Raw genomic sequence first — 21,175 nt, forward strand, 5'->3', positions numbered from 1 at the left:
CAGATGCGCGTGCTGTTGACCGGACACCAGGGCTACCTGGGCACGGTGATGGCCCCGGTGCTCGCCGGGGCGGGCCACGAGGTCGTCGGCCTCGATTCCGGGCTGTTCGCCGACTGCGTCCTCGGCCCGGCCCCCGACGACCCGCCCGGGCACGCGGTCGACCTCAGGGACGCCGGGCCCGAGGTCTTCGCCGGAATCGACGCGGTCGTGCACCTCGCGGCCCTGTCCAACGACCCCCTGGGCTCGCTCGCCCCCGATCTGACCTACGACATCAACCACCACGCGTCCGTGCGGCTGGCCCGGCTCGCCAGGGACGCGGGCGTGCGCCGGTTCCTCTACGCCTCCACCTGCTCGGTCTACGGCGCCTCCGGCGGAGACGACCTCGTCGGCGAGGACGCCCCGCTGCGGCCCGTCACCCCGTACGCGGAGTCGAAGGTGCGGGTGGAGGACGACCTGTCGAAGCTCGCGGACGACGACTTCTCCCCGGTCTACCTGCGCAACGCCACGGCGTTCGGGTTCTCCCCCCGGCTGCGGGCCGACATCGTGCTGAACAACCTGGTCGGCCACGCGCTCCTGACGAATCAGGTGCGGGTGCTCTCCGACGGCACGCCGTGGCGGCCGCTGGTCCACGCGCGCGACATCGCCGAGGCGTTCGCCCAGGCGCTGGTCGCGCCCAGGGAGGCCGTCCACGACCGGGCCTTCAACGTCGGGACCGAGCTCAACAACGTCACCGTCGCGGAGATCGCGTCCCACGTGGCCGAGGCGGTGCCGGGGTCGGACCTGGTCATCACCGGTGAGGCGGGGAACGACCCCCGGTCCTACCGGGTGGACTTCTCCCGTGTGCGCGCGGCGCTCCCGGGCTTCCAGGCCAGGTGGACGGTCAAGGAGGGGGCGGTCGAGCTGATCGACGCCTACCGGCGGTTCGGTCTGCGGCAGGGGGACTTCGACCGGCGATTCACCCGGCTCGCCCGGCTGTCGGACCGCCGCGGGGCGGGCACCATCGGCGACGACCTGCGGCCGGTGGCCGAGTGAGCGATGTCGGCCGCCGGATGCACGCACTGGTGGAGCGGCTCTACCCGCTGTGCCGGAGCATCACGGGCGACGGGGTCCGGCGCACGCTGGAGATCGTCGGGGAGTCCCTGCCGCTCGAGGTCCACGAGGTGCCGACCGGCACGGAGGTGCTCGACTGGACGGTGCCGAAGGAGTGGAACATCCGCGACGCGTACGTCAAGGACCCCTCCGGCCGCAAGGTGATCGACTTCACGGAGTCGTCGCTGCACGTCGTCGGCTACAGCACGCCGGTGTCGGCCACGCTCACACTGGACGAGTTGCGCCCGCACCTGCACACGCTGCCCGAGCAGCCGGACCTGATCCCGTACCGCACCAGCTACTACGCCGAGACATGGGGCTTCTGCCTGCGCCACGAGACGCTGGCGGCCCTGCCCCCGGGGCCGTACGAGGTGGTGATCGACTCGACGCTGGCCGACGGGCACCTCACCTACGCCGAGCACGTCGTGCCCGGCGAGTCGGCCGACGAGGTCCTGGTGTCGTGCCACATCTGCCATCCTTCGCTGGCCAACGACAACCTCGCCGGCGTCGCGGTGGCCGTGGAGCTCGCCCTGCGGCTGGCGGAACGGCGGCCTCGCCGCACCTACCGGTTCGTCTTCGCCCCCGGCACGATCGGGGCGATCACCTGGCTGGCGCTCAACCGCGACCGGGTCGGCCGGATCGGGGCCGGGCTCGTGCTCGCCTGCGCCGGCGACAGGGGATCGCTCACCTACAAGCGCAGCAGGCGGGGGAACGCCGAGATCGACCGGGTGATGGAGCACGTTCTGCGCGCCTCGGGCCGTCCGCACTCCGTCGTCGACTTCTCGCCGTACGGCTACGACGAGCGGCAGTACTGCTCGCCCGGGTTCGACCTCGGGGTCGGCTCGCTCACCCGGACCCCGTACGGCGCCTACCCCGAGTACCACACCTCGGCGGACAACCCCGGTTTCGTCTCTCCCGAGGCGATGACCGAGACGCTGGAGACCCTCTGGGAAGCGGTGGACGTGCTCGAGCGCGACCGCCGCTATCTCAACCTCAGCCCCTACGGCGAGCCGCAACTCGGGCGGCGCGGCCTGTACGGCTCACTCGGCGGCCGGAGCGACACCAAGCGCGACCAGATGGCGATGTTGTGGGTGCTCAACCTCTCGGACGGCGACCACAGCCTGCTGGACATCGCGGAACGCTCCGGACTCCCCTTTCCCCTCGTGGCGGACGCCGCGCTGGCGCTGCAGAGCGCCGGATTGCTCAAGGAGTAACAGGGATGACCCAATTGGACACCGGCAGCAGGCCCGGCACGCTCAAGCTGCGCGTCGGCGACCTGGTGGAGGTCCGGAGCGAGGAGGAGATCCTCGCCACCCTCGACGAGAACGGCGAGCTGGACAACCTCCCCTTCATGCCGGAGATGCTGCGCTTCTGCGGGCAGCGGATGAGGGTGCACAAGGTGGCGCACAAGCTGTGCGACACGATCAGCCGCAGCGGCATGCGGCGCATGGACAACGCCGTGCATCTGACCGGGGCGCGGTGCGACGGCTCGGCGCACGGCGGCTGCCAGACGGCCTGTTCCCTGTACTGGAAGGAGGCCTGGCTCAAGCGGGTGGATCCGGACGACCCGCCCGCGCAGGCGCCCCGGCCGGCCCGCGCCCTGCTGCCGCTCCTGGAGGTGAACAGCCGCAGGCCGCCCGCGGAGGACGGCGAGGAGCGCTACTCGTGTCAGGCCACCGAACTGCTGCGCGCGGCCCCCGTCTGCCTGCCGTTCAGGGACGTCCGGCAGTACGTCGAGGACGTGCGCACGGGCAACGCCGGGCTGCTGCCGGTGGTGCGCGCCTTCCTGATCTCGGCGTTCAACCGCTACCAGGACATCAGCAAGAAGGTCCTTCCCCAGGCGTGGTGGATCAGGGGAGGCCGGCGCTGGGGAGGGCTCAGGGGGATGGCCGGCGAGCGCACCCCGACCGTGGAGCTCGGCCTCCAGCCCGGCGAGCTGGTCAGAATCAAGTCCAAGGCGGAGATCCTCCGCACGCTCAACGACGACCTCCTCAACCGGGGAATGGGGTTCGAGGAGGAGATGGCCCGCTACTGCGGTCGCAGCGCGCGGGTCCGTGCCCGGGTGGACAGGTGCATCGACGAGAAGAGCGGACGGATGCTGCGAATGAAGAATCCCTGCATCATCCTCGACGACATCGTCTGCGCCGGTGTCTACAACTCCAACTGCCCGCGTGAGTTCGTCCCCTTCTGGCGAGAGATCTGGCTGGAGCGCATCGAGGAGCCCCGTCCCGTATGACCGCACAAGAGGAACCCGGCAACGACGCCGGTACCGTGGGCACGATCGGCCGCCAGGCCGGTCGTGGCCTTCGCTGGAGCCTGTTCGGCACGTTGCTCACGCGCATGGGCTCGTTCGCCATGGGGCTGGTCCTGGCCCGCCTGCTGGCCCCCGCCGACTTCGGCCTGTACGCGATCGCGCTCGCGGCCACGCAGTTCGTCATGCACGTCAACGACGCCGGTCTCATCGCCGCCACGGTGCAGTGGCGGGGCAAACTCGAGGAGATGGCGCCCACGGCGAGCGTGCTGGCCGTCGTCTTCAGCACCGGGGTCTACGGGATCTTCTGGGTCGGCGCGCCGTACTTCTCCACGTTGGCGGGCAGTGAGCAGGCGACCGGCGTCGTCCGCCTGCTCACGGCCGTCATCCTCGTCGACGGCATCACGGCCGTCCGCGCGGGCGCGCTGATGCGCCACTTCGAGCAGGACAAGCTGACCAAGGCGAACCTGGCCGGAGTGCTGGCGAACGCGGCGATCGCCGTAACGCTCGCCGCCATGGGCGCCGGCGCCTACAGCTTCGCGGCCGGTCAGTTCGGCGCCTCCGTGGTGACGGGCGTGCTGGTGTTCGTGTTCGCCCGGGTGCCCGTCCGCATCGCCGTCGACCGGGCGATCGCCGTACGGCTCCTCCGGTTCGGCCTGCCGCTGGCGGCCAGCCTCGGCCTGGAGTCGGTGCTGATGAACGCCGACTACGTCATCGTCGGCGACCGGCTCGGTATGACGATGCTCGGGTTCTACCTGCTCGCGTTCAACGTGTCCAGCTGGGTGCCCGGCCTGATCGGCACGGCCATTCGCTACGTCTCCATCGCCGGGTTCTCCCGCCTGGCGGAGGGCGACCAGGAGTCGCTCGCCGAGGGCGTGCGGCGCTCGGTGCCGCTCCTGATCGCGTTCGTGCTGCCGGTGGCGGTGGTGATGGCTACACTCGCCCACGCGATCATCATCACCCTGTACGGCGCCCAGTGGAACATGTCGGCCGGCGTGCTGCGGTTCCTGGCGGTCCTCATGGTCGTGCGGATGCTCACCGGGCTCGCCTTCGACATCCTCACCTCGGTCGGCGCCACCCGCGCGACCGTGTGGCTGAACGCCGGCTGGGCCGCGGCCCTGGTCGCCGCGCTGCTGGTCGGGATCGGGCTGGACGGGATCCGCGGCGCCGCGATCGCGCACGCCGTCGTCGGCCTGTTCGTCGCGTTGCCGCTGGCGGTCTGGGCCCTGCAGCGGTCCGGGGTGAACCTGCGGCCCGTCCTGCCCGCGCTGGTGCGCCCGCTGGCCGGGGCCGCCGCGGCGGCAGGCGTCATCCTCCTGGTGAGCCAGGTGACCGGGCACATCCTCCTGCTCGAACTCGTCGCCGCCGGAGGGGCGGGCATGATCGTCTACGTGCTGATCGTCGTGCCCGCGGCCCAGCTCAAGGGGCTCGGCGGCCGTCTGGCGCGGCTCGTCCCCGCCCGTTCGTGAAGACGCGCCGAGTCCGCTCGGCGGCTGGAAGGAATGCCATGTCCTCTCACGACACCCTGGTGTCCGTCGGACTGCCCGTGCGCAACGCGGCGGGGCGGCTGCGCGAGGTGGTGGAATCCGTGCTCGCGCAGGACCACGAGAACCTCGAACTGATCATCTCCGACAACGCCTCCACGGACGGGACCGAGGAGGTCTGCCGTGAGCTGGCCCGTTCGGACGGCCGGATCCGTTATCGGCGGCAGGCGGAGAACATCGGGCTCCTCAACAACTTCAAGGCGGTGATACGCCTGGCCGAGGGGCCGTACTTCCGGTGGGTGGGCGACGACGACCGGCTCGACCCCCGGTGCGTCTCGCGCTCGCTCGACCTGTTCGCCGAGGACGAGCGGCTCATCCTCGTTACCACGCAGATCGCTTACAAGGGGCCGGACGGCAGAACCGAGACCGCCGCCTACGAGGGGGCCGCGCTGCGTTCCGGCGACCCGGTCGAGCGGTTCGCCGAGATGCTGCGCATGCTGAACGAGAGCCACCTGATGATCGACCCGCTCTACGGGCTGATGAGACGGGAGGCCGTGCTGCCGATCCCCCGCCGCAACATGCTGCGGGAGGACGAGGTCTTCGCCGCGAAGCTCGCGCTCGCCGGGCCGTGGGGGCACGTGGCGGAGGTGCTCGGGCATCGGAACTGGAAGCACGAGACGATGCCGGTGCTGGCCCGCCGCCTCGGCGTGCCGGCCTGGCAGGCGCACTTCGCGACCACCCTGCAGTGCCGTGAGATGCTCCGCTGGCTGAAGCAGGCGCCGCTCACCCCCGAGCAGCGGGCCCGGGCGCGGGCGGCCGTCTACCGGATGTACGCCCGGAGGCAGCGACGGGTGGCCGTCCGGCGGGGCCGCAAGGCGGCTCGGCTCGTGACCGGACTGGTGGGCGCCGGACGGGGCTGACGCCTACGGCGCGGTCCTGCGAGCGAAGCGGGCGGAGGCGGCCGCCCGCAGCGCCCGCCAGGACCGGTGACGAAGGAAGGGCAGCTCGAACACCGCGGCGAACAGCCGCGCCACCAGCAGGCTCAGCGGCACGGCCAGGACCGTGGTGAGGAGGAACGCGGTGAGGCCGTGCCCGGCCGCCGGGCTCACCACGAGCGTGCTCAGCGCCACGACGATCGGCGCGTGGATCAGATAGAGACTGTAGGAGAAGTGGCCGAGGCCGCGGATCGGGCGGCTGTCGAGCAGCCGGACCAGCGGGGCCGGACGGCCCGACGCCACGGACACGAGCAGCAGGGTCACCGCCGGGCCCATCGCGATGTCCACCCAGAAGTAGTGCTCGACCGTCCAGATCGGCCCCAGAGCCACGATGACCGCGACCACGGGCAGGGCCGCCGCCAGGGCCCACCACGGCCGGAGGGCGGCGGCCTTCGACGGTCTCCCGGCGGCCTCCGTCCCGGCCTTGGCCGCGATACCCGCGCCGACGATCCCGAGCGCGAACAGCACCGCGAACTGCGGGGTGAACCGCAGGAGCTTGTCCACCAGCGGCACCGAGGGGGCGAGCAGTCCGATGGCCGCGACGGGCACGGTCACCGCGGCGAGCATGACCGTGGTTCCCGCACGCCGCAGCATCAGCAGCATCAGGGGGAAGAGGATGTAGAGGTGGGCTTCCACCGCGATGGACCAGAAGGCGCCGTTGGGGCTGGGGGAGCCGGCCACGTCCTGCAGCAGCAGGCCGTACAGGAGGACCGATTTGGCCGTGGGCGGGCCCTCGCCCGGCTGGGGAGCCAGGGTCCAGGCGACGACGAGGCTGAACGCCAGCGCGGCCCAGTAGGGCGGGAGGATCCGCCAGGCGCGCCTACGCGCGAAACGGCCCGGCCCGCCGAGCCGCCACTGTGACCGGGCAGGGGAGACCGCGAGCGAGAACCCGGACAGCACGATGAAGACCACCACGGCGAAGTGGCCGTAGAGGAGCCAGCCGAGCCACCAGGGTCCGCCGTCGCCGGGAAATCCGGGGAACGCCATCAGCCAGCAGTGATGCAGGACGACGAACAGAGCGGCCAGCCCCCGGACACCGTCCAGGCCCTCAAGCCGGCGACGCGCCGTAGGCCCGGTGACATCCCTGCTTACGACCCGTTGTGTGGACGATTTGTCCAATTCGTTCCGCTCCGCTCGCGAAGGCCGGTAACGCTGCGTGAGGGTTGCCAGATGTAACGGTTTGTTGGACCGTTTGAACCGGGTCGCGCCAACCCATGATTGGTAAAGTACATTCTCGGGTGGCCGGACGTATATGGTCACGGAGGGCGGGGAAGCATGGACTTCTGGAAGAGCATCTTCACGCTCGCTCGCCGCCGGTCCGTGGGCCCGCCGATTTTCGCGCTCGCAATTCTCGTGGCCGTGATCGCTTATCTCATGCTGCCCACCACGTATGTTTCCAGCACGGCCATGGTCCTGACCACGCCGACGAGCGGCGGCACCCTTTCGCCCGACCCCAAGGAGGCGGCCGGGCTCACCAACCCGCTCCTGCAGTTCAACGACGGTTTGCGGACCACGGCGGGCATCCTCATCCTGTCGATGAACACTCCGGAGATGATGACCCGCCTCGGCGTCAGGCCCGGCGGCCCCACCGAGATCACGATCAACGACGGCCGCACCAATCCCGACCTGCTCGGCATCAGCACCAACGGCCCGTTCGTCTACGTCGAGGTGGACAGCAGGTCCCCGGCCACGGCCGACGCGACCGTACGGAAGGCCGGGCAGCTCATTCGCGCGGAACTCGCCGCCAGGCAGCGGGCGCTGAAGGCGCCGCCGTCCACGTACATCGCCATCACCGACGTGATGCCACCCGGGACGCCCGAGGCGAAACGGACGGTCAAGTGGGGCGCGGCCGCCGGTGGGCTGCTGGCCGTCATGGTCGTCGGGTTCGGCCTGGCCTACCTCGTGGACCGGCAGCGTGGCAACCGCCGCGCGTCGTACGTCGTCCACGCCCCCTGGGTGGCTCAGCCGCAGCGCCCGGCCATCACGCCGTCGGCGTACGAGCCGGACGTCCCGCCGCCGGACGCCGACGCCGCGCCGGCCACCACGGCTCCGCCCGCGCCGAGACCATCCCAGAACTGGGACGACGACGCGACCGCCGTCATCGTCGTGGTGTCCGACGAGCCGCAGGGCGGCGACCGCTCCGGGGGGTTGCGGCTCGCGCCCGACCCCGACGGCGACGCGGTCGGCGACGGGTCCGGTGAGGACATCTCCCGCCCCGCTTCGCGCGCCGGCTGAGTGAGGAGCGGTCGATGGACTTCTGGGGGACCGTCCTTGTCGTCTTCCGGCGCTGGTTCGTGACGCTGCCCGCCTTCGCGCTGGCGGTGGGCGTGACCATCGCGGTCTATATGTCGATCCCGGTCACCTACACGTCCACGACGGTTCTCGTGCTGACGACGCCGACGACGGGCGGCAGCCTGCCGAGCAATCCCAAGTACCCGAACGGGCTGACGAACCCTCTGCTCAACTTCGACCGGGGGCTCAGCATGACGGCCTCCATTCTCATTGGGGCCCTCGCCACACCGGAGACCGCGGCGGCGCTCGGGGCGTCGCCCGAGGGCGACCCGAGCTACGAGGTCAACAACGGCAGCACCAACCCGGAGCTGCTGGCCCAGACACCGTTCGTCTTCATCACCGGTGAGAGCGCGTCCCCGGCGGCGGCCCGCGACATCGTCATGCGGGTGGAGGCCCGCGCGAGGAAGATCCTGGCCGAGCGGCAGGAGGCGCTCAAGGCGCCGCGCGCCACGTTCATCAGGATCGACCGGGCCGTGCCGGCGACCATGCCCGAGCCGCAGAAGGGCCGCAAGATGCGGTCGGCCGCCGTGGCCCTGGCCCTGGGTGCCGCCGCCACCCTCGTGGCGGCCTTCGCCGCCGAGAGCATCGCCCAGGCGATGCGCGTGCGGAAGGGCAGAAAGGTGCGCAAGGCCGGCGGAGCCGCCGATGCCGAGCCGTACGGGCCGTCCACCGTCTCAGTGGCGGACCGGACGCGACCGCGTCCATCCGAGGGACGTCAGCCGGCGGTGAGCGGCTGAGATGCCCGCAGACCTGCCGGCCCGCGGGGCCGACGACCAGGACGCCCGCCGCACTCTGACCCTGCCGGTGCTCGGCACGGCGCCGATGCGCGGCGCCCCGCTCCGCGGCGATCCGGTCCTCGCCGATCCGCTCCTTCCCGGGGCGGGCCGTCGTGCCGACGGTGCGACGCTGGCTGCCCTGTTCGCGTTGTCGCTGCTCATCATCCCGGCCCGGCTGGTCCTGAGGGGCCTGCCGCTGTCGCTGACGCCCGCGAACATCCTCAGCCTGCTCGCCGGAATGTGCTGGCTGTGCGCGCAGTTCACCACCACCCTCGGAGTGGCCAAGGGCCGCACCCCCGTTCGCACCGCCCTGTTCTGCTACACCGTCGCGCTCACCGCCACCTACGGCGTGGCCAGTTACGGCTACCTGCCGAGTGACGAGCTGAAGCTGTCCGATCACGCCCTGGTCCTCGTCATGGCGAGCGTCGGCATCGCGCTGGCCGTCTGCGACGGGGTCCGCACTCCGGAGCGCCTCGACTTCCTGCTGAAGACCATGGTGACGGGCGGGGCGGTGATCGCGGTCATCGGCGCGCTGCAGTTCATGGCCGACTTCGACCTCACTCAGTATCTCGCGCTGCCCGGTTTGCGCTTCGCCTCGGAAGGCGGGGCGGTCGACATGCGTGACTCCATGCGGCGGGTGGCCGCCACCACGGGACATCCGATCGAGTTCGGCGTGCTGTGCTCCATGCTGCTGCCCCTCGCCGTCCACTACGGTTTCCGCGGCGGCCGTGGCGCCCTGCGCTGGTGGTTGTGCGCGGCGCTCATCGGCATGGGCCTGCTGTTCTCCGTGTCGCGGTCGGCGGTCCTGGGTGTCGGAGTCGTCGGCATCATCTTGATCCTCGGGTGGCCCGTGCGGCGCAAGGTCCAGGCCCTGATCGTCACGGCGGTCTTCCTGGCCGTGGCGAAGCTGACGTTCCCCGGCCTGCTCAACACCTTGTACGGGCTGTTCGCCAACGCCGGGACGGACAGCAGCGTCCAGTACCGCACCCACGACTACGATGTCGCGGCTACCGAGGTCGCCAGGCACCTGTGGCTCGGCCGGGGCATCGGCACCTGGTACGCACCGAAGTACCAGGTCTTCGACAACCAGTACATCCTGACCGCGGTGGAGAGCGGAGCCGTCGGCGTCGCCGTCTTCGTGGCGCTGTTCTTCTGCGGGATCTACTCGGCCGTGCGGGCCCGCCGGCTGAGCGTGGACCCGGCCCCGCGCGACCTCGGCCTGACGCTCGCCGCCTGTCTGGTCGTGCCGCTGGTCGGCTCCGCGACCTTCGACCTGCTGTCGTTCGCCACCGTCACCGGTGTCGCCTTCCTGCTCATCGGGGCGTCGGGTGCGTTGCTGCGCTCGGCCCAGAGGGAGGCGGCGGTGCGGGCATGGGAGGACGACCACGCGGAGCGGGCCCCAGGCCGGTACGGCGCAGCAGACCGAGCATGGTCGCGGCTACCGTGGCTCCCCCTGCCAGGGCGATCGCCCGGCCGGCCCTGAGCGCGGCCGGATCGCCGTCTCCGCCGAGAGCCGCGAGGACCGCGACCGCGAGCCCTGCCACGGCCCCGGTCACGTGCAGCCCGATGAGCAGGCGCATCGCGACGCGTCCCAGCGGGCCGAGAGGCTCCGCCTCCCGCGTCGCCCCCACGCGTGCGAGGAACGCGACCGCCGCGCACGCGTAGGCGAGCACGATCAGATCGCTGCCGATCGTGTCGCTCGGCCGGTGCCAGTTGGCGGTGACGGTGGAGGCGCCGACGGCGATGGCCCAGGCCGAGGTGGGGAGCACCACGACCCAGCGGAACCGGTGGGGGATCACGAGGACGAGCGCGCACATGACCGACATCGCGACCGTCGTGTGGCCGCTGGGGAAGCTCTGGTCATCCCGCCGCACGCCGGACGGCAACAGGATCGGCCGCAGCAGGACCAGGTGACGCAGGACCTCGGTCGTGACGACCGATCCGGCGATGACCGCCGTACCGGCGACCGCGAGCAGGGGACGGCGCCGGACCAGTGCGACCGCGCACACCAGCAGCACCGCGCCGGCCAGGGAGTAACGCGAGATCGTGCCGAGGGCGGCGAGGGCGGCCTCCTCCTGCCGGCCGCCGGCCACGCGCTGCGCTCCCTCCAGCACCGCGTCCTCGAACCGCTGTCCCGGCACCGTCCACACCGCCAGCAGGTAGACGGCCACCAGCAGGACGAGGCAGCAGCACGCGGTGAGGGCGGCCCGCCGGGACGTCGTCATCCCACGCAGGGGAGGGGACCGACGGTCGAGACGATCCGGTAGTCCTTGTCGATCGTCACCAGCGTGTTGCCCGACCAGTCGATCCTGTCGCAGTCGGCGTCGACCGGCCCGTACACCCACGACTTGTCGACCAGCTTGTTGTCGCGGACGACGGCACGGTCGCGGACCTTCCTGACCTGGATGCTGTACGTGCCGCCCATGACGAGGTTGTCGGTCACCGTCACGTCCGACATGCGGGGGTCGGTGATGAAGATCGGCGCGGTGATGTCCCTGGCGTCACGCTGGTCCACAGTGTTGTGCTGGAAGATCAGCCCCTTGCCGCCGACGTACGTCTGGATGCCGTCGGAGTGGTCGCCGGGGTTGGAACACAGGTGAACGTAGGAGTCCCGGATGGTGACGTTGTTCCCCGAGTCGCGGAAGCCGTCCCCGTGACCCCGCACGAGCACCCGCACGGCCGTGTAGTCGGTGTCCCCGACGCCGGGCATCGACTGGCACCTGTCGGCCGTGCCCACGGTCGAGTCGGTGATGGTGAACGAGTAGGTCTTGCCGGCGTAGCTGTCCAGCACGATGCCGTCGATCTGACTGTTGCTGATCTTCACGTCGCGGGCGGTGATCAGCAGGTCGCCGGCGATGTGCACGCGGTCGAGAACGGTACCCGGGGCCGTGACGCGGTAGGCGCCCTTCTCCGTGAGGGGCAGGGTCGTCAGCCGTGTTCCGGGCGGAACCCCTGTGCAGGCCGGCGCCGGATACCCGGGGCACCGTGCGGGGGGCGACGTGCCGGGCGGTCTGGTGGGGGACACGGACGCCTCGGAGGGGTCCTCCGCCGAGGGAGAGCAGCCGAGCAGCATCAGCACGGCGGCGAGGGCCGCCGCCACAGGTGCCAGGGAGACCCCTCGCCGTCGCATGGACGCTCGCTTTCAGGTGCGTAGCCGGTCCCGCAATTGTGCCCAACTTCCCGCGGCCAGGTCGCGCTCACTGATGAGAGAAACCGGTTGGGGCCACGGGATTCGCAGGTCCGGATCGTCGTAGCGCACCGACAGGTCCTCGGACGGGTCGTGCTCCCTGTCGATCCGGTAGCAGACGTCGGCGTCCGTCAGGGCCTGGAATCCGTGCAGCAGCCCGGGGGGGACGTACAGGGTCACGAACGTCTCGTCGTCGAGCAGGACCGACGTCTGCACGCCGAACGTCGGCGAGTCCGGCCGGGCGTCCACGATCACGTCGTACACGGCTCCGCGGGCGCACCGCACCAGCTTGGCCTCGCCGCGCCCGGACCGGCCGTGCATGCCGCGGATCGTCCCCCTGCGGGAGCGTGACTGGCTGTCCTGAATGAAGGCAGCCGGGTCCAGCCCGGCCTTCGCCGCGACGTGCGCGTCGAACGTGCGGGTGAACAGTCCCCGCTCGTCACGGTGCGGTGTCGGTACGAACAGCAGCGCCCCGTCGATGGCCGTTCGCTCTACTCTCAATGCTGTGACCCCTCTCCGATCTGTGAGCCGTCCGATCGTGAGCGTCGTCGTGCCCGCGCACAACGAGGAGGGCGTTCTCGCCGGCAACCTCGCGCGTCTGCTGGACGGGACGGCGCCCGGTGAGTTCGACGTCGTGGTGGTCGCCAACGCGTGCACCGACGGCACGGCCGAGGCGGCCAGGAGAGCAGGCGTGCGGGTCCTGGAGACGGCCACGCCCGGCAAGGCCAACGCGTTGCGGCTCGGCGACGAGGCGTGCCGGACGTTCCCTCGCGTCTATCTGGACGCAGACGTCGTGCTCACGGCGGAATCGGTGCGCGCGCTCGCGGCGGCGGCGGCCCGGCCGGGGGTGCTCGCCTGCGCGCCGGTCCCCCGGTGGGACCTGGACGGCGCGAGCGCGATTTCCCGGCGGGTGCACAAGGTCCATGATCTGCTCATCGCCCCGTCCCGCGCGCTGTCCGGCGTCGGCGTGTACGTGCTGACCGAGGAAGGGCACGCCCGGGTCTTCCCCATGCCGGACGTGATCTCCGACGACGGCCTCGTCCACCGGACGTTCGCGGCCGAGGAGCGGGCCGTGGTGGCCGGCGCCTGGTCCCTGGTCCGCCCCGCCCGGACGGTCCGCGCGCACCTGCGCCGCCGCGTGCGCGTACGGCAGGGCAACCGTGAGCTCGACGCGCTGGGCCTGCCGCTGGCGGAAGGGCGGCTGGAGCTCGGAGCGCTGCGGGCCCTGGTGGCGAGGCGCGCGGTCACCCGGCTCGACGCGGCCTGTTATCTGGCCGTCCTCGCCCTCGACCGCGCGCTCACCCGGCTGCGGGCCCTGTCGGGAGGCTCGAGTCGCCGTCATTGGGGCACCGACACCGGCAGTCGCGTTCAGGCGTAGTGCGCTCAGGAGACGGCCGCGTCGTAGGCGGCCAGCAGTGCCGCACGGGAGTTCTCCCACGACAGCGGTCCGCCGACCCGGGCCTGGCCGATCTCGCCCATGCGCCGCCGCTCCTCGGGGTCGTCGAGCAGGAGGGCGATCAGCTTGGCGAACTCGGACTCGTCGTTCGGGGGCGCGTACACCGCGGCGTCCCCCGCGGACACCCGCGCCTCCTTGAGGTCGAACGACACGATGGGCCTGGACATGGCCATGTACTCCATGATCTTGTTCATCGTGGACACGTCGTTCAGCGGGTTGTACGGGTCGGGGGCGAGGCAGACGTCCGCCGTGGACAGGTAACGCAGCAGGTCCTCGTCCGGGATGCGGCCGGTGAACTCCACCATGTCGGACAGGCCGAGCTCGTGTGACAGGGCCACCATGGCGTCGAAGGTGTCGCCCGCTCCCACGAACACCGCGTGCCAGTCCGAGCGCCCGATCTCGTCGCGGAGCAGGGCCAGGGAGCGGAGGGCGTAGTCGACCCCGTCCTGAGGGCCCATCACGCCGAGGTAGCACAGCAGGTGGGGTTTGCCCCGCTTCAGTGCCTCCTCCGGCGGCACCTGATGGAAGCGTTCCACCACGGGCGCGCTGCGCACGACGAAGACCTCGTCCGGCTTCTTGCCGCCCCGGGTGAGCGCCGCGCGGCGGTAGCTCTCGTTGGTCGCGATCACGACGTCCGCTGCCCGGTAGGTGAGCCGTTCGAGCCGCAGGACGAGCCGGTAGAGGAAGTCCTCTCCCCGGCCGAACCGGGACAGGTAGAGCTCGGGAACCAGGTCGTGCTGGTCGAAGACGAAGCGGGCGCCGCGCCTTTTGAGCATCCGCGCCACGAGGAACAGCAGGTCGGGCGGGTTGCAGGCGTGGACGACCTCGACCGGGCCGACCTTGCGCGCCAGCCGGTAGGTGTGCAGCAGCGCCAGGCCGTACTCCCGGAGGTAACCGACGGGGCCACCGGTCGCGGGCCGCAGGGGATAGCGGTGGATCCGCACCCCGTCGATCACGGCCTCCGGCTCGGTGTCGCGGTTGGCCCCCATGGGGCAGATGACGTGCACCTCCCACCCGGCATCCCGCAGCGCCGTGCTCTCCTGCCAGACGCGGCGGTCGAAGGGTACGGACAGGTTCTCGACGAGGATGAGCGCTTTACCAGCCAAGGCCCACGTATTCCGGTTGTGCCCGGCGCTCCTCCGCGTCGGGAAGGCGGACGAGGTCGATGATCGCGCGGTCGCCCGCGCGTTCCAGCGCGGTCAGCACCGCGGGGTCCTTGCAGCCGACGACGCAGACCTCGGCGTGCGCGAGGACGTCGTCGGCCGAGTTGGTCAGCAGCTGGCCCAGGTGAGGCAGCCGGCCCTCGATGTAGTCGCGATTAGCCCCGGTCAGGCGCGACATCGTGACGTTCGCGTCGTAGATGCGCAGGTCGTAGCCCTTGCCGAGGAGGCGTTCCGCGAGTTCGACCAGAGGGCTCTCGCGCAGGTCGTCGGTGCCCGGCTTGAACGACAGGCCGAACAGGCCGACGCGGCGCCTGCCGGTCGCGGTCACCAGGTCGAAGGCCCGTCGCAGATGCTCCTCGTTCGACGGCAGGATGTGCGACAGCAGGGGGACGGACACGTCGGCCTGTCGCGCCGCGTAGACGAGGCCGCGCAGGTCCTTGGGCAGGCAGGAGCCGCCGAAGGCGAAGCCGGGCCGCAGGTAGGCGGGGCTGATGTTGAGCTTGCGGTCGGCCAGGAAGGCGTCCATGACCCGATGGCTGTCCAGGCCGAGCGCCCGGCAGATCGCGCCCAGCTCGTTGGCGAAGCTGATCTTGAGCCCGTGGAAGGCGTTGTCGGCGTACTTCGTCATCTCGGCCACCGCGACCGGCACCCGGAAAACCTCCCCGGGCAGCCCCTCGTACAGGGCGGCCACCACGTCGCCGCTCGTGCCGTCGAGCTCGCCGATGACGGTCTTCGGCGGATCGAAGAAGTCGCGTACGCTCGTGCCCTCGCGGAGGAACTCCGGGTTGACCGCCACCCCGAAGTCCACCCCCGCTGTGCGGCCGGAGGCCTTCTCGAGGATCGGGACGAGCAGTCCCTCGCATGTGCCCGGCAGCATCGTGCTGCGGAAGACGACCGTGTGCCATCGATCCCGGCTAGCCAGGGCCTCGCCGATCTCCTCGGCGACCCGCTCCAGGTAGTCGGTCGAGAGGCTGCCGTTCGGCGCGGACGGCGTGCCGACGCAGACCAGGGAGACGTCGCTCGCCTCGACGGCCGCGTGCACGTCGTGGGTGGCCCGCAACCGCCCCGCGGCGACCGCCTGCTCGGTCAGCTCGCCGATCCGCTCCTCGACCACCGGTGCGGTGCCGGCGTTGATGAGGTCGACCTTCACGGGGTTCACGTCGACCCCGACGACCTCGTGCCCCCGGGTCGCCAGGCACGCGGCCGAGACGCAGCCGACGTACCCGAGCCCGAACACGCTGATCTTCACAATGCGCCGTCCTCCGTCGAATCGCGTGGCGGGCGTGGATCGTTCCAGGTCAGAGGCGACGACCGCGTCGGCCGTCAGTCGCGGCCGGGCGACTCCGGGAAAAACGGTGCGTAATGTCGTTATGGTTCGCCGCGGTCACACAGATATGATCGCACATCCCTCTCCCCTCGTTACGGCCTAATACGAAATCTCAGAATCGGTCTGTTTCGGTTACGGACCGGTGATGTGGAATTTCGCGGATGTGTATTCTCGCGGCAGGAACGGCCTGGAACGGCCACGCCCGCGGAATGGACGGTGCTGGATGCGCGAGGGAACCGGGGCGTCCGCGAAGCGTCTGCCGTCGCTCACCGGGCTGCGCTGGATCGCGGCCTTCGCCGTCTTCGGATTCCACGTCCTCCACACGCCACGACTGGCCGGGGACGGCGCCGGCCGGGCCGTGCTGGAGGTGCTGTTCGGGGCGGGCGCCACCGGCGTGCCGTTCTTCTTCGTCCTGTCCGGGCTCGTGCTGACGTGGTCGGCCCGGCCCGGCGACCGCGCGGCGGCGTTCTGGCGGCGGCGGGCGGCCCGTGTCGTGCCCTCGCATGTCCTGGTGTGGATCGGGGTGCTGGCCGTCCTCGTCGTGACGGCGCGTCCCGAGAGGCCGGGGCCGGTGCTGGCCGGGCTGGTCCTGATGCAGTCGTGGGTGCCCGACCCGGCCTACTACTTCGCGGTCAACACCCCCGCGTGGTCGCTGTCGTGTGAAATCGCCTTCTACGCCGCCTTCCCGCTCCTGCTGCGGGCGCTGCGCCGGGTGCCCGCCCACCGCCTGTGGACGGTCGCGGCGGCGGCGTACGCGCTGATCTGGCTCGTCCCGCTCGCCTCGCTGCCGATGCCGCTCGACCTCGGTTACTGGTTCGTCTGGATCCTCCCGGTCACCCGGGCTCTGGAGTTCCTGCTGGGGATGACGCTGGCCCTGATGATCCGGGCCGGCCGGTGGCACGGCCCCGGGCTGCTCGCGTCCTCGGCCCTGGCGCTCGGGGCGTACCTGACCCAGCCGCTCGTGTGGGACCGCTGGGGGTGGGTCGCGTGGATGTCCGGCCCACTGGCGCTGCTCGTCGCGGCGGCGGCCACGGCTGACCTGCGGGGGCGCCGCTCGCCGCTGCGCGCGGCCTGGCTCGTCGCCCTGGGCGAGGTGTCGTTCGCCTTCTACCTCGTCCACCAGCCGGTCCTCAGGTTCGGGGCGCGAGTCGTCCCGCAGGCGCCGGTCCTGCCGGCGGTGGGCATGCTGCTCGTCGCCACCGCCGCGGCCTGGCTGCTGCACCGGCTGGCCGAGCGCCCGCTGGAGCGGCTGCTCGCCGGCCGCCGCCCGCTGCGCCGTCCCCCCGCACAGGAGAGTTCAACGCAGGAGAGAGCGGACCGACCGGACGATCCGGCGCAGGCCGGGGCCCAGGGGTGACACCTTCGCCGCCTCGACCATCGAATCGCGGGCTCTGCGCATGGTCCGCTTGGCCGCACTTCTCGTCACCAGGCCCTGCGCGACCATGACCTCCCCGGTTTTGGCCCGCCGCTTGTACTCGTCCTCACCCCGACCGAGGTCGATGCGGCCGATCCCGAGCGCCGGGGCTGCCGACACCAGCTCGCGCAGGAGCATCCAGCCGGGCGCGAGATGGGCGAAGGACGGGTCGTACACCGGGAACCACCAGTGCAGCACGCCGCCGGATCGCAGGCCGAAGTGCGCGGCGAGCAGATGGGGGCCGGCGTGCAGCGTCGACAGCATGCCGGAGAACCCGGGGCTCCGGGTGTGCAGGAGACGGTCGACGAGGTCGATGCGGTCGGGCGCGGCGAAGTAGTCGGGGGCGCCCGTCGCCGCGTACTGCGCCCGTTTGAGCTCGACGACCCGGTCGAGCGCCTTCGGGTCGACGGCGTCCGCCTCGAACCGCACCGGTCCGAGCTCGCGCTCGGCCTTGGCCGCCCGCCGGCGGGCCTGCCCCATGTTGTCCTTGCCGCTGCGGGAGGCTCTGCCGAGATAGGCGTCGAGACCGCCGCTCACGTCGATGTAGGGCGAGGGGCGGCGCGACTCGATCCAGGGGCCGAAGCCCGCTTCACCGTCCTCGTGGCCGTCTTCGTGATCGTCGGTCTGATCGTCCGCGTGGCCGTCGAGCAGATGGTCGAACGCGAAGCCGCGCACTCCTCTGGACAGCAGGAGCAGCGGCGAAAAGGACGTGCCCGGGGCGAGCACCGGTCCCTGGAAGTCGGCGCCGGGCCAGCCGGCCGGACGCAGCAGCGAACGCTCGCGGTGGCAGGGCAGCAGCGCGAGGACCCGGCCGTCCGCGTCGCGGCCGACGGCCACCTCCACGGGCCGGCCGCTCACGTGGACGGCCTCGGCGAAGCCGGGATGGAAGTACGGGCTGTCGAGCAGCGGGTTGCCCTCCCGCAGCCGGTGCCACGCGTCCAACTCCTCCTCGCCCAGTGCGTCGAACGAGGTCAGGCGCATCGTCCTGATCGGCGCGCCGGTCATGAGGCCGGAGGGGGCGTGATCAGGCGCAGCCGCCGGGAGGGCCGCAGCAGCGCGGCCACCGCCGCCCGCGAGGTCGGCCGGCCGGAGAGCGCGCGGACCCCCTCTCCCAGGGCCACGGCCAGGAAGTAGGCGGCCGCCGCGATCCGTCCCCTGCGCCGCCTGAACAGCCGCACCTTGTTCACGACGATGAGCGCGGCGAGCGTCGGGTTGACGGCGGAGTCGCCGCCGATGTGCTCGAACACGGCCGAGGGCTCATACCACAGCGACCAACCCCGGTCCGCGGCCCGCAGGGCGTACTCCGTCTCCTCGCTGTAGAGGAAGAACGACTCGTCCCAGGGGCCGATCTCCCGCCAGGCCGCTGCCGACATCAGCATGGCCGCGCCCGTGGCCCAGGCCGCCGTACAGGCCGCCTCGTACCTCACCGGGTCGGTCACCAGCTCCCCGAGCGTGCCGATACGCCCGGCGAGCGTGCCGCCGATCACGGCCTCGACGAGGGCCCGCCGCACGGTGGGCTGCCGGCGCAGCGACGGCTGCAGCGTGCCGTCCGGGTTGACGAGCCGGGGGACGGCGATGCCGCGGCCGGGCGGCCGCAGGGCCTCCGCCAGGACGGCCAGCGAGCCGGGACGCAGCCGGCAGTCGGGGTTCAGGACGAGGACGGCGTCGAGGGCGTCGAGGTCCAGGGCGGCGACCCCGGCATTGATCGCGGCGGCGTATCCGGCGTTCCTGCCGGTCTGCACGACCGTGATCGGCAGCGCCTCCGCGCGTTCCGCGACGCCCACGGAGTCGTCCCGGGAGGCGTTGTCGGCGACCACGACGTCGGCGAGGACGACCCCCCGCGCTCCCTCCGTGAGGGAGCGCAGGCAGTCGCCGAGCACGTCCGCGCTGTTGTACGTGACGATCACGACGGCTGTGCGCAGCCGGTTCTCATCCGTTCCATTAGACATATGTGGAGACTCTTCCCGATGGGGAGGTTCGTCGGTCAGCCGCGCAGGCGCTTGAACGCGCGGGCGGCGACTCTGCGGGCACGCGTACGGAGAGAGGGGCGGCCGTCGAGGACCGCCCTCGTCCAGGCGTCGTCCAGGTCGCAGGTCAGGCTGGTGCGCGCCTGCAGCCAGGCGTCGGGACGGGCCCGCCCGCCGTCGCTGGTGTACGCGCGGGAGAGCCCCGCGCGGCGCAGCCGGTGCAGTACGTGCCTGTCGTAAGAACCGAACGGGATCGCGACCCGCGTCACCGGCTGCCCCGTCAGGTCGCTCAGCAGGGCGTTGGCCCGGCCGATCTCCTCGTCGGCCTCCTGCCGGCCGATCCGGCGCCAGTCGCGGTGGGCCCAGCCGTGCGAGCCGACCCGCATACCGGCCCGGACGAGCTCGCGCACGCCGTCCGCGTCCAGCCTGCCGGGCTGCCCCAGGAGCCCGGCCAGCACGAAGAACTCCGCCGTGAGGCCGCGCTCCCGCAGGCGCGGCAGGGCGATCTCGACATCGGAGGCGTTGCCGTCGTCGAAGGTGATCCGGACGTCCGGGCGGCCCATGACGGCGTCGAGCACCTGCTCGAACTGGCCGACGGTGACCCAGGTGCCGTCCTCCCCGGGGTCGAGCGTCCTCGGGTAGGGGCCGATGCCGTGCACGGTCAGGTTGACCACACTCCTCGCCGCGGCCATCAGCCCTCGCCTTCGTACGCCGGATGGGGACCTGAGAAGTTACGGGTCACGGTAGCGCTATCGCCGTTCGGGAAGCTTCCGTTACCTGTGCTCGCGATACCAGGCCAGGGTCCGCCGCAGCCCTTCCTCCAGGCCCACGGCCGGCCGCCAGCCGAGCACCTCGGCGGCGAGGCCGATGTCGACGGTCTGGGCGTTGTCCAGGGGGCGGTCGGCGACCTCGCCGAACCTCGGACGCAGTGGGCTTCCCATGACCCGATACAGCAGCTCCACCGTGTCCCTCACCGATGTCAGGACGCCGGTCCCGATGTCCATGACGTGACCGGCCGCCCGGTCGCTCCGCCCCGCCGCCACGAACGCCTCGGCCACGTCGTCCACGTACACCCAGTCGGCCATCTTGGCGCCGCTGGTGAGGCTCGGCTCCTCGCCGCGCAGCAGCGACAGAGCCACGTACGGCACGAGCTTGGTGAGATCCCGCTGGCCCGGGCCGTAGACCATCGTGGGCCGCAGGACCGTGGCCGGCAGGTCCCACAACCGCTGGAACAGCTGGGCGTAGCCGGTCGCGGCCCACTTGGCCATCGCGTAGGGGGACGGCGGCGGCGCGTGGTCGTTCGCCGGCCGCGGCTCCTCGCACGAGCCGCAGAGCACCACCCGCGTGCCCGTACGGCCCACCGCCGCGGTCAGCAGGTTGACCGTGCCAAGCAGGTTGTTCTCGAGGGTGGGCAGCACGAGCCCGGTGTCCCTGCCCCCGTTCACCTCGCCGGCCAGGTGGAACACCACGTCGGGACGTACGGCGCCGAGGAGTTCGCCGGTCGCCGCGGCGACGCGGAGATCGGCCCGGTGCCAGACCTCGCCTACGTGCGTCACCGTGGGCGGCTTGCGGCTGACGGCGTGGACCTCGGCGCCGAGGGAGACCAGTCGTTTGACCAGACGGGCACCGATGAAGCCCGCAGCACCCGTCACCAGGGCACGCGTCCCGGCGTAGGAAAGGCCCTCCTTGCGGGTGGAGGACCGTGACGACGGCCGGGGGTCGATCGTGCGGACCCGGGGCATGGGCGCTCTCCTCGTATGCTCGATCATGGTGC

Annotated in this window: 19 protein-coding genes and 1 pseudogene; 10 read left to right on the forward strand and 10 right to left on the reverse strand. The window is 71.6% G+C overall.

All coding sequences use genetic code 11. From position 1 onward, the window contains the following. Window positions 1-3: 3 nt before the first annotated feature. Genes QSK36_RS31050 through QSK36_RS31070 form a run of 5 tightly spaced genes read left to right on the forward strand, consistent with a single transcriptional unit; the run spans window position 4 to window position 5,744 of the window. A complete protein-coding gene (locus QSK36_RS31050; RefSeq protein WP_285784824.1) occupies window positions 4-1,032 on the forward strand; it encodes an NAD-dependent epimerase/dehydratase family protein in 1,029 nt (342 codons plus the stop codon). Continuing rightward, window positions 1,029-2,303, forward strand: coding sequence for a DUF4910 domain-containing protein (locus QSK36_RS31055; RefSeq protein ID WP_285784825.1), 1,275 nt, complete (start codon window positions 1,029-1,031; stop codon window positions 2,301-2,303). Before QSK36_RS31050 ends, QSK36_RS31055 begins: the two co-directional genes overlap by 4 nt. 5 nt (window positions 2,304-2,308) lie before the next feature. Then, window positions 2,309-3,325 carry a hypothetical protein gene (locus tag QSK36_RS31060; protein ID WP_285784826.1) on the forward strand — a complete coding sequence of 339 codons (1,017 nt, stop codon included), beginning with the start codon at window positions 2,309-2,311 and terminating at the stop codon, window positions 3,323-3,325. Further along, window positions 3,322-4,809, forward strand: a complete 1,488-nt coding sequence (locus QSK36_RS31065) for an oligosaccharide flippase family protein (protein ID WP_183544846.1) — start codon at window positions 3,322-3,324, stop codon at window positions 4,807-4,809. The genes QSK36_RS31060 and QSK36_RS31065 overlap by 4 nt, the downstream gene beginning before the upstream one ends. A gap of 38 nt (window positions 4,810-4,847) precedes the next feature. Beyond that, window positions 4,848-5,744 (forward strand): glycosyltransferase family 2 protein, encoded by an 897-nt coding sequence (locus QSK36_RS31070; RefSeq protein WP_183544848.1) that lies wholly within the window; start codon window positions 4,848-4,850, stop codon window positions 5,742-5,744. Between the two features lie 3 nt (window positions 5,745-5,747). Here the strand turns inward: QSK36_RS31070 and QSK36_RS31075 are convergent, their stop codons facing one another. Next, complete coding sequence (locus tag QSK36_RS31075; protein WP_285784827.1) at window positions 5,748-6,938, reverse strand: acyltransferase family protein; 1,191 nt, start codon at window positions 6,936-6,938, stop codon at window positions 5,748-5,750. 156 nt (window positions 6,939-7,094) lie between these two features. Here QSK36_RS31075 and QSK36_RS31080 point away from each other — a divergent pair, with 156 nt between their 5' ends. Genes QSK36_RS31080 through QSK36_RS31090 form a run of 3 tightly spaced genes read left to right on the forward strand, consistent with a single transcriptional unit; the run spans window position 7,095 to window position 10,370 of the window. Then, window positions 7,095-8,054: a hypothetical protein gene (locus QSK36_RS31080; RefSeq protein WP_285784828.1), complete on the forward strand. Its 960-nt coding sequence runs from the start codon at window positions 7,095-7,097 to the stop codon at window positions 8,052-8,054. A gap of 14 nt (window positions 8,055-8,068) precedes the next feature. Continuing rightward, the gene (locus tag QSK36_RS31085) at window positions 8,069-8,848 is read left to right on the forward strand and encodes a hypothetical protein (protein ID WP_285784829.1); all 780 of its coding nucleotides are present in this window, start codon (window positions 8,069-8,071) and stop codon (window positions 8,846-8,848) included. Between the two features lies 1 nt (window position 8,849). Continuing rightward, entirely contained in the window at window positions 8,850-10,370 is a 1,521-nt protein-coding gene (locus tag QSK36_RS31090) for an O-antigen ligase family protein (RefSeq protein WP_285784830.1), read from the forward strand. 163 nt (window positions 10,371-10,533) lie between these two features. Here the strand turns inward: QSK36_RS31090 and QSK36_RS31095 are convergent. The 3 genes and pseudogenes from QSK36_RS31095 to QSK36_RS31105 all read right to left on the reverse strand — a co-directional run. Further along, window positions 10,534-11,112: pseudogene (locus tag QSK36_RS31095) on the reverse strand (phosphatase PAP2 family protein); the annotation flags it as partial. Beyond that, window positions 11,109-12,017: a right-handed parallel beta-helix repeat-containing protein gene (locus QSK36_RS31100; RefSeq protein WP_285784831.1), complete on the reverse strand. Its 909-nt coding sequence runs from the start codon at window positions 12,015-12,017 to the stop codon at window positions 11,109-11,111. The pseudogene QSK36_RS31095 and the gene QSK36_RS31100, both read right to left, overlap by 4 nt. A 12-nt stretch (window positions 12,018-12,029) precedes the next feature. Next, window positions 12,030-12,575 carry a dTDP-4-dehydrorhamnose 3,5-epimerase family protein gene (locus QSK36_RS31105; RefSeq protein WP_285784832.1) on the reverse strand — a complete coding sequence of 182 codons (546 nt, stop codon included), beginning with the start codon at window positions 12,573-12,575 and terminating at the stop codon, window positions 12,030-12,032. A 22-nt stretch (window positions 12,576-12,597) separates the two neighbouring features. Here QSK36_RS31105 and QSK36_RS31110 point away from each other — a divergent pair, with 22 nt between their 5' ends. Further along, the gene (locus tag QSK36_RS31110; RefSeq protein ID WP_285784833.1) at window positions 12,598-13,452 is read left to right on the forward strand and encodes a glycosyltransferase family 2 protein; all 855 of its coding nucleotides are present in this window, start codon (window positions 12,598-12,600) and stop codon (window positions 13,450-13,452) included. Window positions 13,453-13,457: 5 nt separating this feature from the next. Here the strand turns inward: QSK36_RS31110 and QSK36_RS31115 are convergent, their stop codons facing one another. Further along, the gene (locus QSK36_RS31115; RefSeq protein WP_285784834.1) at window positions 13,458-14,636 is read right to left on the reverse strand and encodes a glycosyltransferase family 4 protein; all 1,179 of its coding nucleotides are present in this window, start codon (window positions 14,634-14,636) and stop codon (window positions 13,458-13,460) included. Further along, entirely contained in the window at window positions 14,626-15,942 is a 1,317-nt protein-coding gene (locus QSK36_RS31120; protein ID WP_183544869.1) for a nucleotide sugar dehydrogenase, read from the reverse strand. The genes QSK36_RS31115 and QSK36_RS31120 overlap by 11 nt, the downstream gene beginning before the upstream one ends. Before the next feature lie 301 nt (window positions 15,943-16,243). Here QSK36_RS31120 and QSK36_RS31125 point away from each other — a divergent pair, with 301 nt between their 5' ends. After that, a complete protein-coding gene (locus QSK36_RS31125) occupies window positions 16,244-17,377 on the forward strand; it encodes an acyltransferase family protein (RefSeq protein ID WP_285784835.1) in 1,134 nt (377 codons plus the stop codon). Here QSK36_RS31125 and QSK36_RS31130 read toward each other — a convergent pair. The 4 genes from QSK36_RS31130 to QSK36_RS31145 all read right to left on the reverse strand — a co-directional run bounded on the left by QSK36_RS31130 (window position 17,318) and on the right by QSK36_RS31145 (window position 21,143). After that, on the reverse strand, window positions 17,318-18,439 hold the full coding sequence (locus tag QSK36_RS31130) for a GNAT family N-acetyltransferase (protein WP_285784836.1): 1,122 nt from the start codon (window positions 18,437-18,439) through the stop codon (window positions 17,318-17,320). The genes QSK36_RS31125 and QSK36_RS31130 overlap by 60 nt on opposite strands. Further along, window positions 18,436-19,383, reverse strand: a complete 948-nt coding sequence (locus tag QSK36_RS31135) for a glycosyltransferase family 2 protein (RefSeq protein ID WP_285784837.1) — start codon at window positions 19,381-19,383, stop codon at window positions 18,436-18,438. The genes QSK36_RS31130 and QSK36_RS31135 overlap by 4 nt, the downstream gene beginning before the upstream one ends. A 35-nt stretch (window positions 19,384-19,418) precedes the next feature. After that, on the reverse strand, window positions 19,419-20,093 hold the full coding sequence (locus tag QSK36_RS31140; RefSeq protein ID WP_183544875.1) for a polysaccharide deacetylase family protein: 675 nt from the start codon (window positions 20,091-20,093) through the stop codon (window positions 19,419-19,421). An 81-nt stretch (window positions 20,094-20,174) separates the two neighbouring features. Then, the gene (locus tag QSK36_RS31145) at window positions 20,175-21,143 is read right to left on the reverse strand and encodes an NAD-dependent epimerase/dehydratase family protein (protein WP_285784838.1); all 969 of its coding nucleotides are present in this window, start codon (window positions 21,141-21,143) and stop codon (window positions 20,175-20,177) included. Between the last annotated feature and the right edge of the window lie 32 nt (window positions 21,144-21,175).

It is taken from the genome of Microbispora sp. NBRC 16548 (assembly GCF_030268985.1).
In the GTDB taxonomy this organism is placed as follows: domain Bacteria; phylum Actinomycetota; class Actinomycetes; order Streptosporangiales; family Streptosporangiaceae; genus Microbispora; species Microbispora catharanthi.

Bases quoted from the DNA above. Each gene is read 5' to 3' on its own strand.
- QSK36_RS31050 (WP_285784824.1), top strand. From the start codon at position 4: ATGCGCGTGCTGTTGACCGGACACCAGGGCTACCTGGGCACGGTGATG.
- QSK36_RS31060 (WP_285784826.1), top strand. From the start codon at position 2,309: ATGACCCAATTGGACACCGGCAGCAGGCCCGGCACGCTCAAGCTGCGC.
- QSK36_RS31065 (WP_183544846.1), top strand. From the start codon at position 3,322: ATGACCGCACAAGAGGAACCCGGCAACGACGCCGGTACCGTGGGCACG.
- QSK36_RS31070 (WP_183544848.1), top strand. From the start codon at position 4,848: ATGTCCTCTCACGACACCCTGGTGTCCGTCGGACTGCCCGTGCGCAAC.
- QSK36_RS31080 (WP_285784828.1), top strand. From the start codon at position 7,095: ATGGACTTCTGGAAGAGCATCTTCACGCTCGCTCGCCGCCGGTCCGTG.
- QSK36_RS31085 (WP_285784829.1), top strand. From the start codon at position 8,069: ATGGACTTCTGGGGGACCGTCCTTGTCGTCTTCCGGCGCTGGTTCGTG.
- QSK36_RS31090 (WP_285784830.1), top strand. From the start codon at position 8,850: ATGCCCGCAGACCTGCCGGCCCGCGGGGCCGACGACCAGGACGCCCGC.
- QSK36_RS31100 (WP_285784831.1), bottom strand. From the start codon at position 12,017: ATGCGACGGCGAGGGGTCTCCCTGGCACCTGTGGCGGCGGCCCTCGCC.
- QSK36_RS31125 (WP_285784835.1), top strand. From the start codon at position 16,244: ATGCGCGAGGGAACCGGGGCGTCCGCGAAGCGTCTGCCGTCGCTCACC.
- QSK36_RS31130 (WP_285784836.1), bottom strand. From the start codon at position 18,439: ATGACCGGCGCGCCGATCAGGACGATGCGCCTGACCTCGTTCGACGCA.
- QSK36_RS31135 (WP_285784837.1), bottom strand. From the start codon at position 19,383: ATGTCTAATGGAACGGATGAGAACCGGCTGCGCACAGCCGTCGTGATC.
- QSK36_RS31140 (WP_183544875.1), bottom strand. From the start codon at position 20,093: ATGGCCGCGGCGAGGAGTGTGGTCAACCTGACCGTGCACGGCATCGGC.
- QSK36_RS31145 (WP_285784838.1), bottom strand. From the start codon at position 21,143: ATGCCCCGGGTCCGCACGATCGACCCCCGGCCGTCGTCACGGTCCTCC.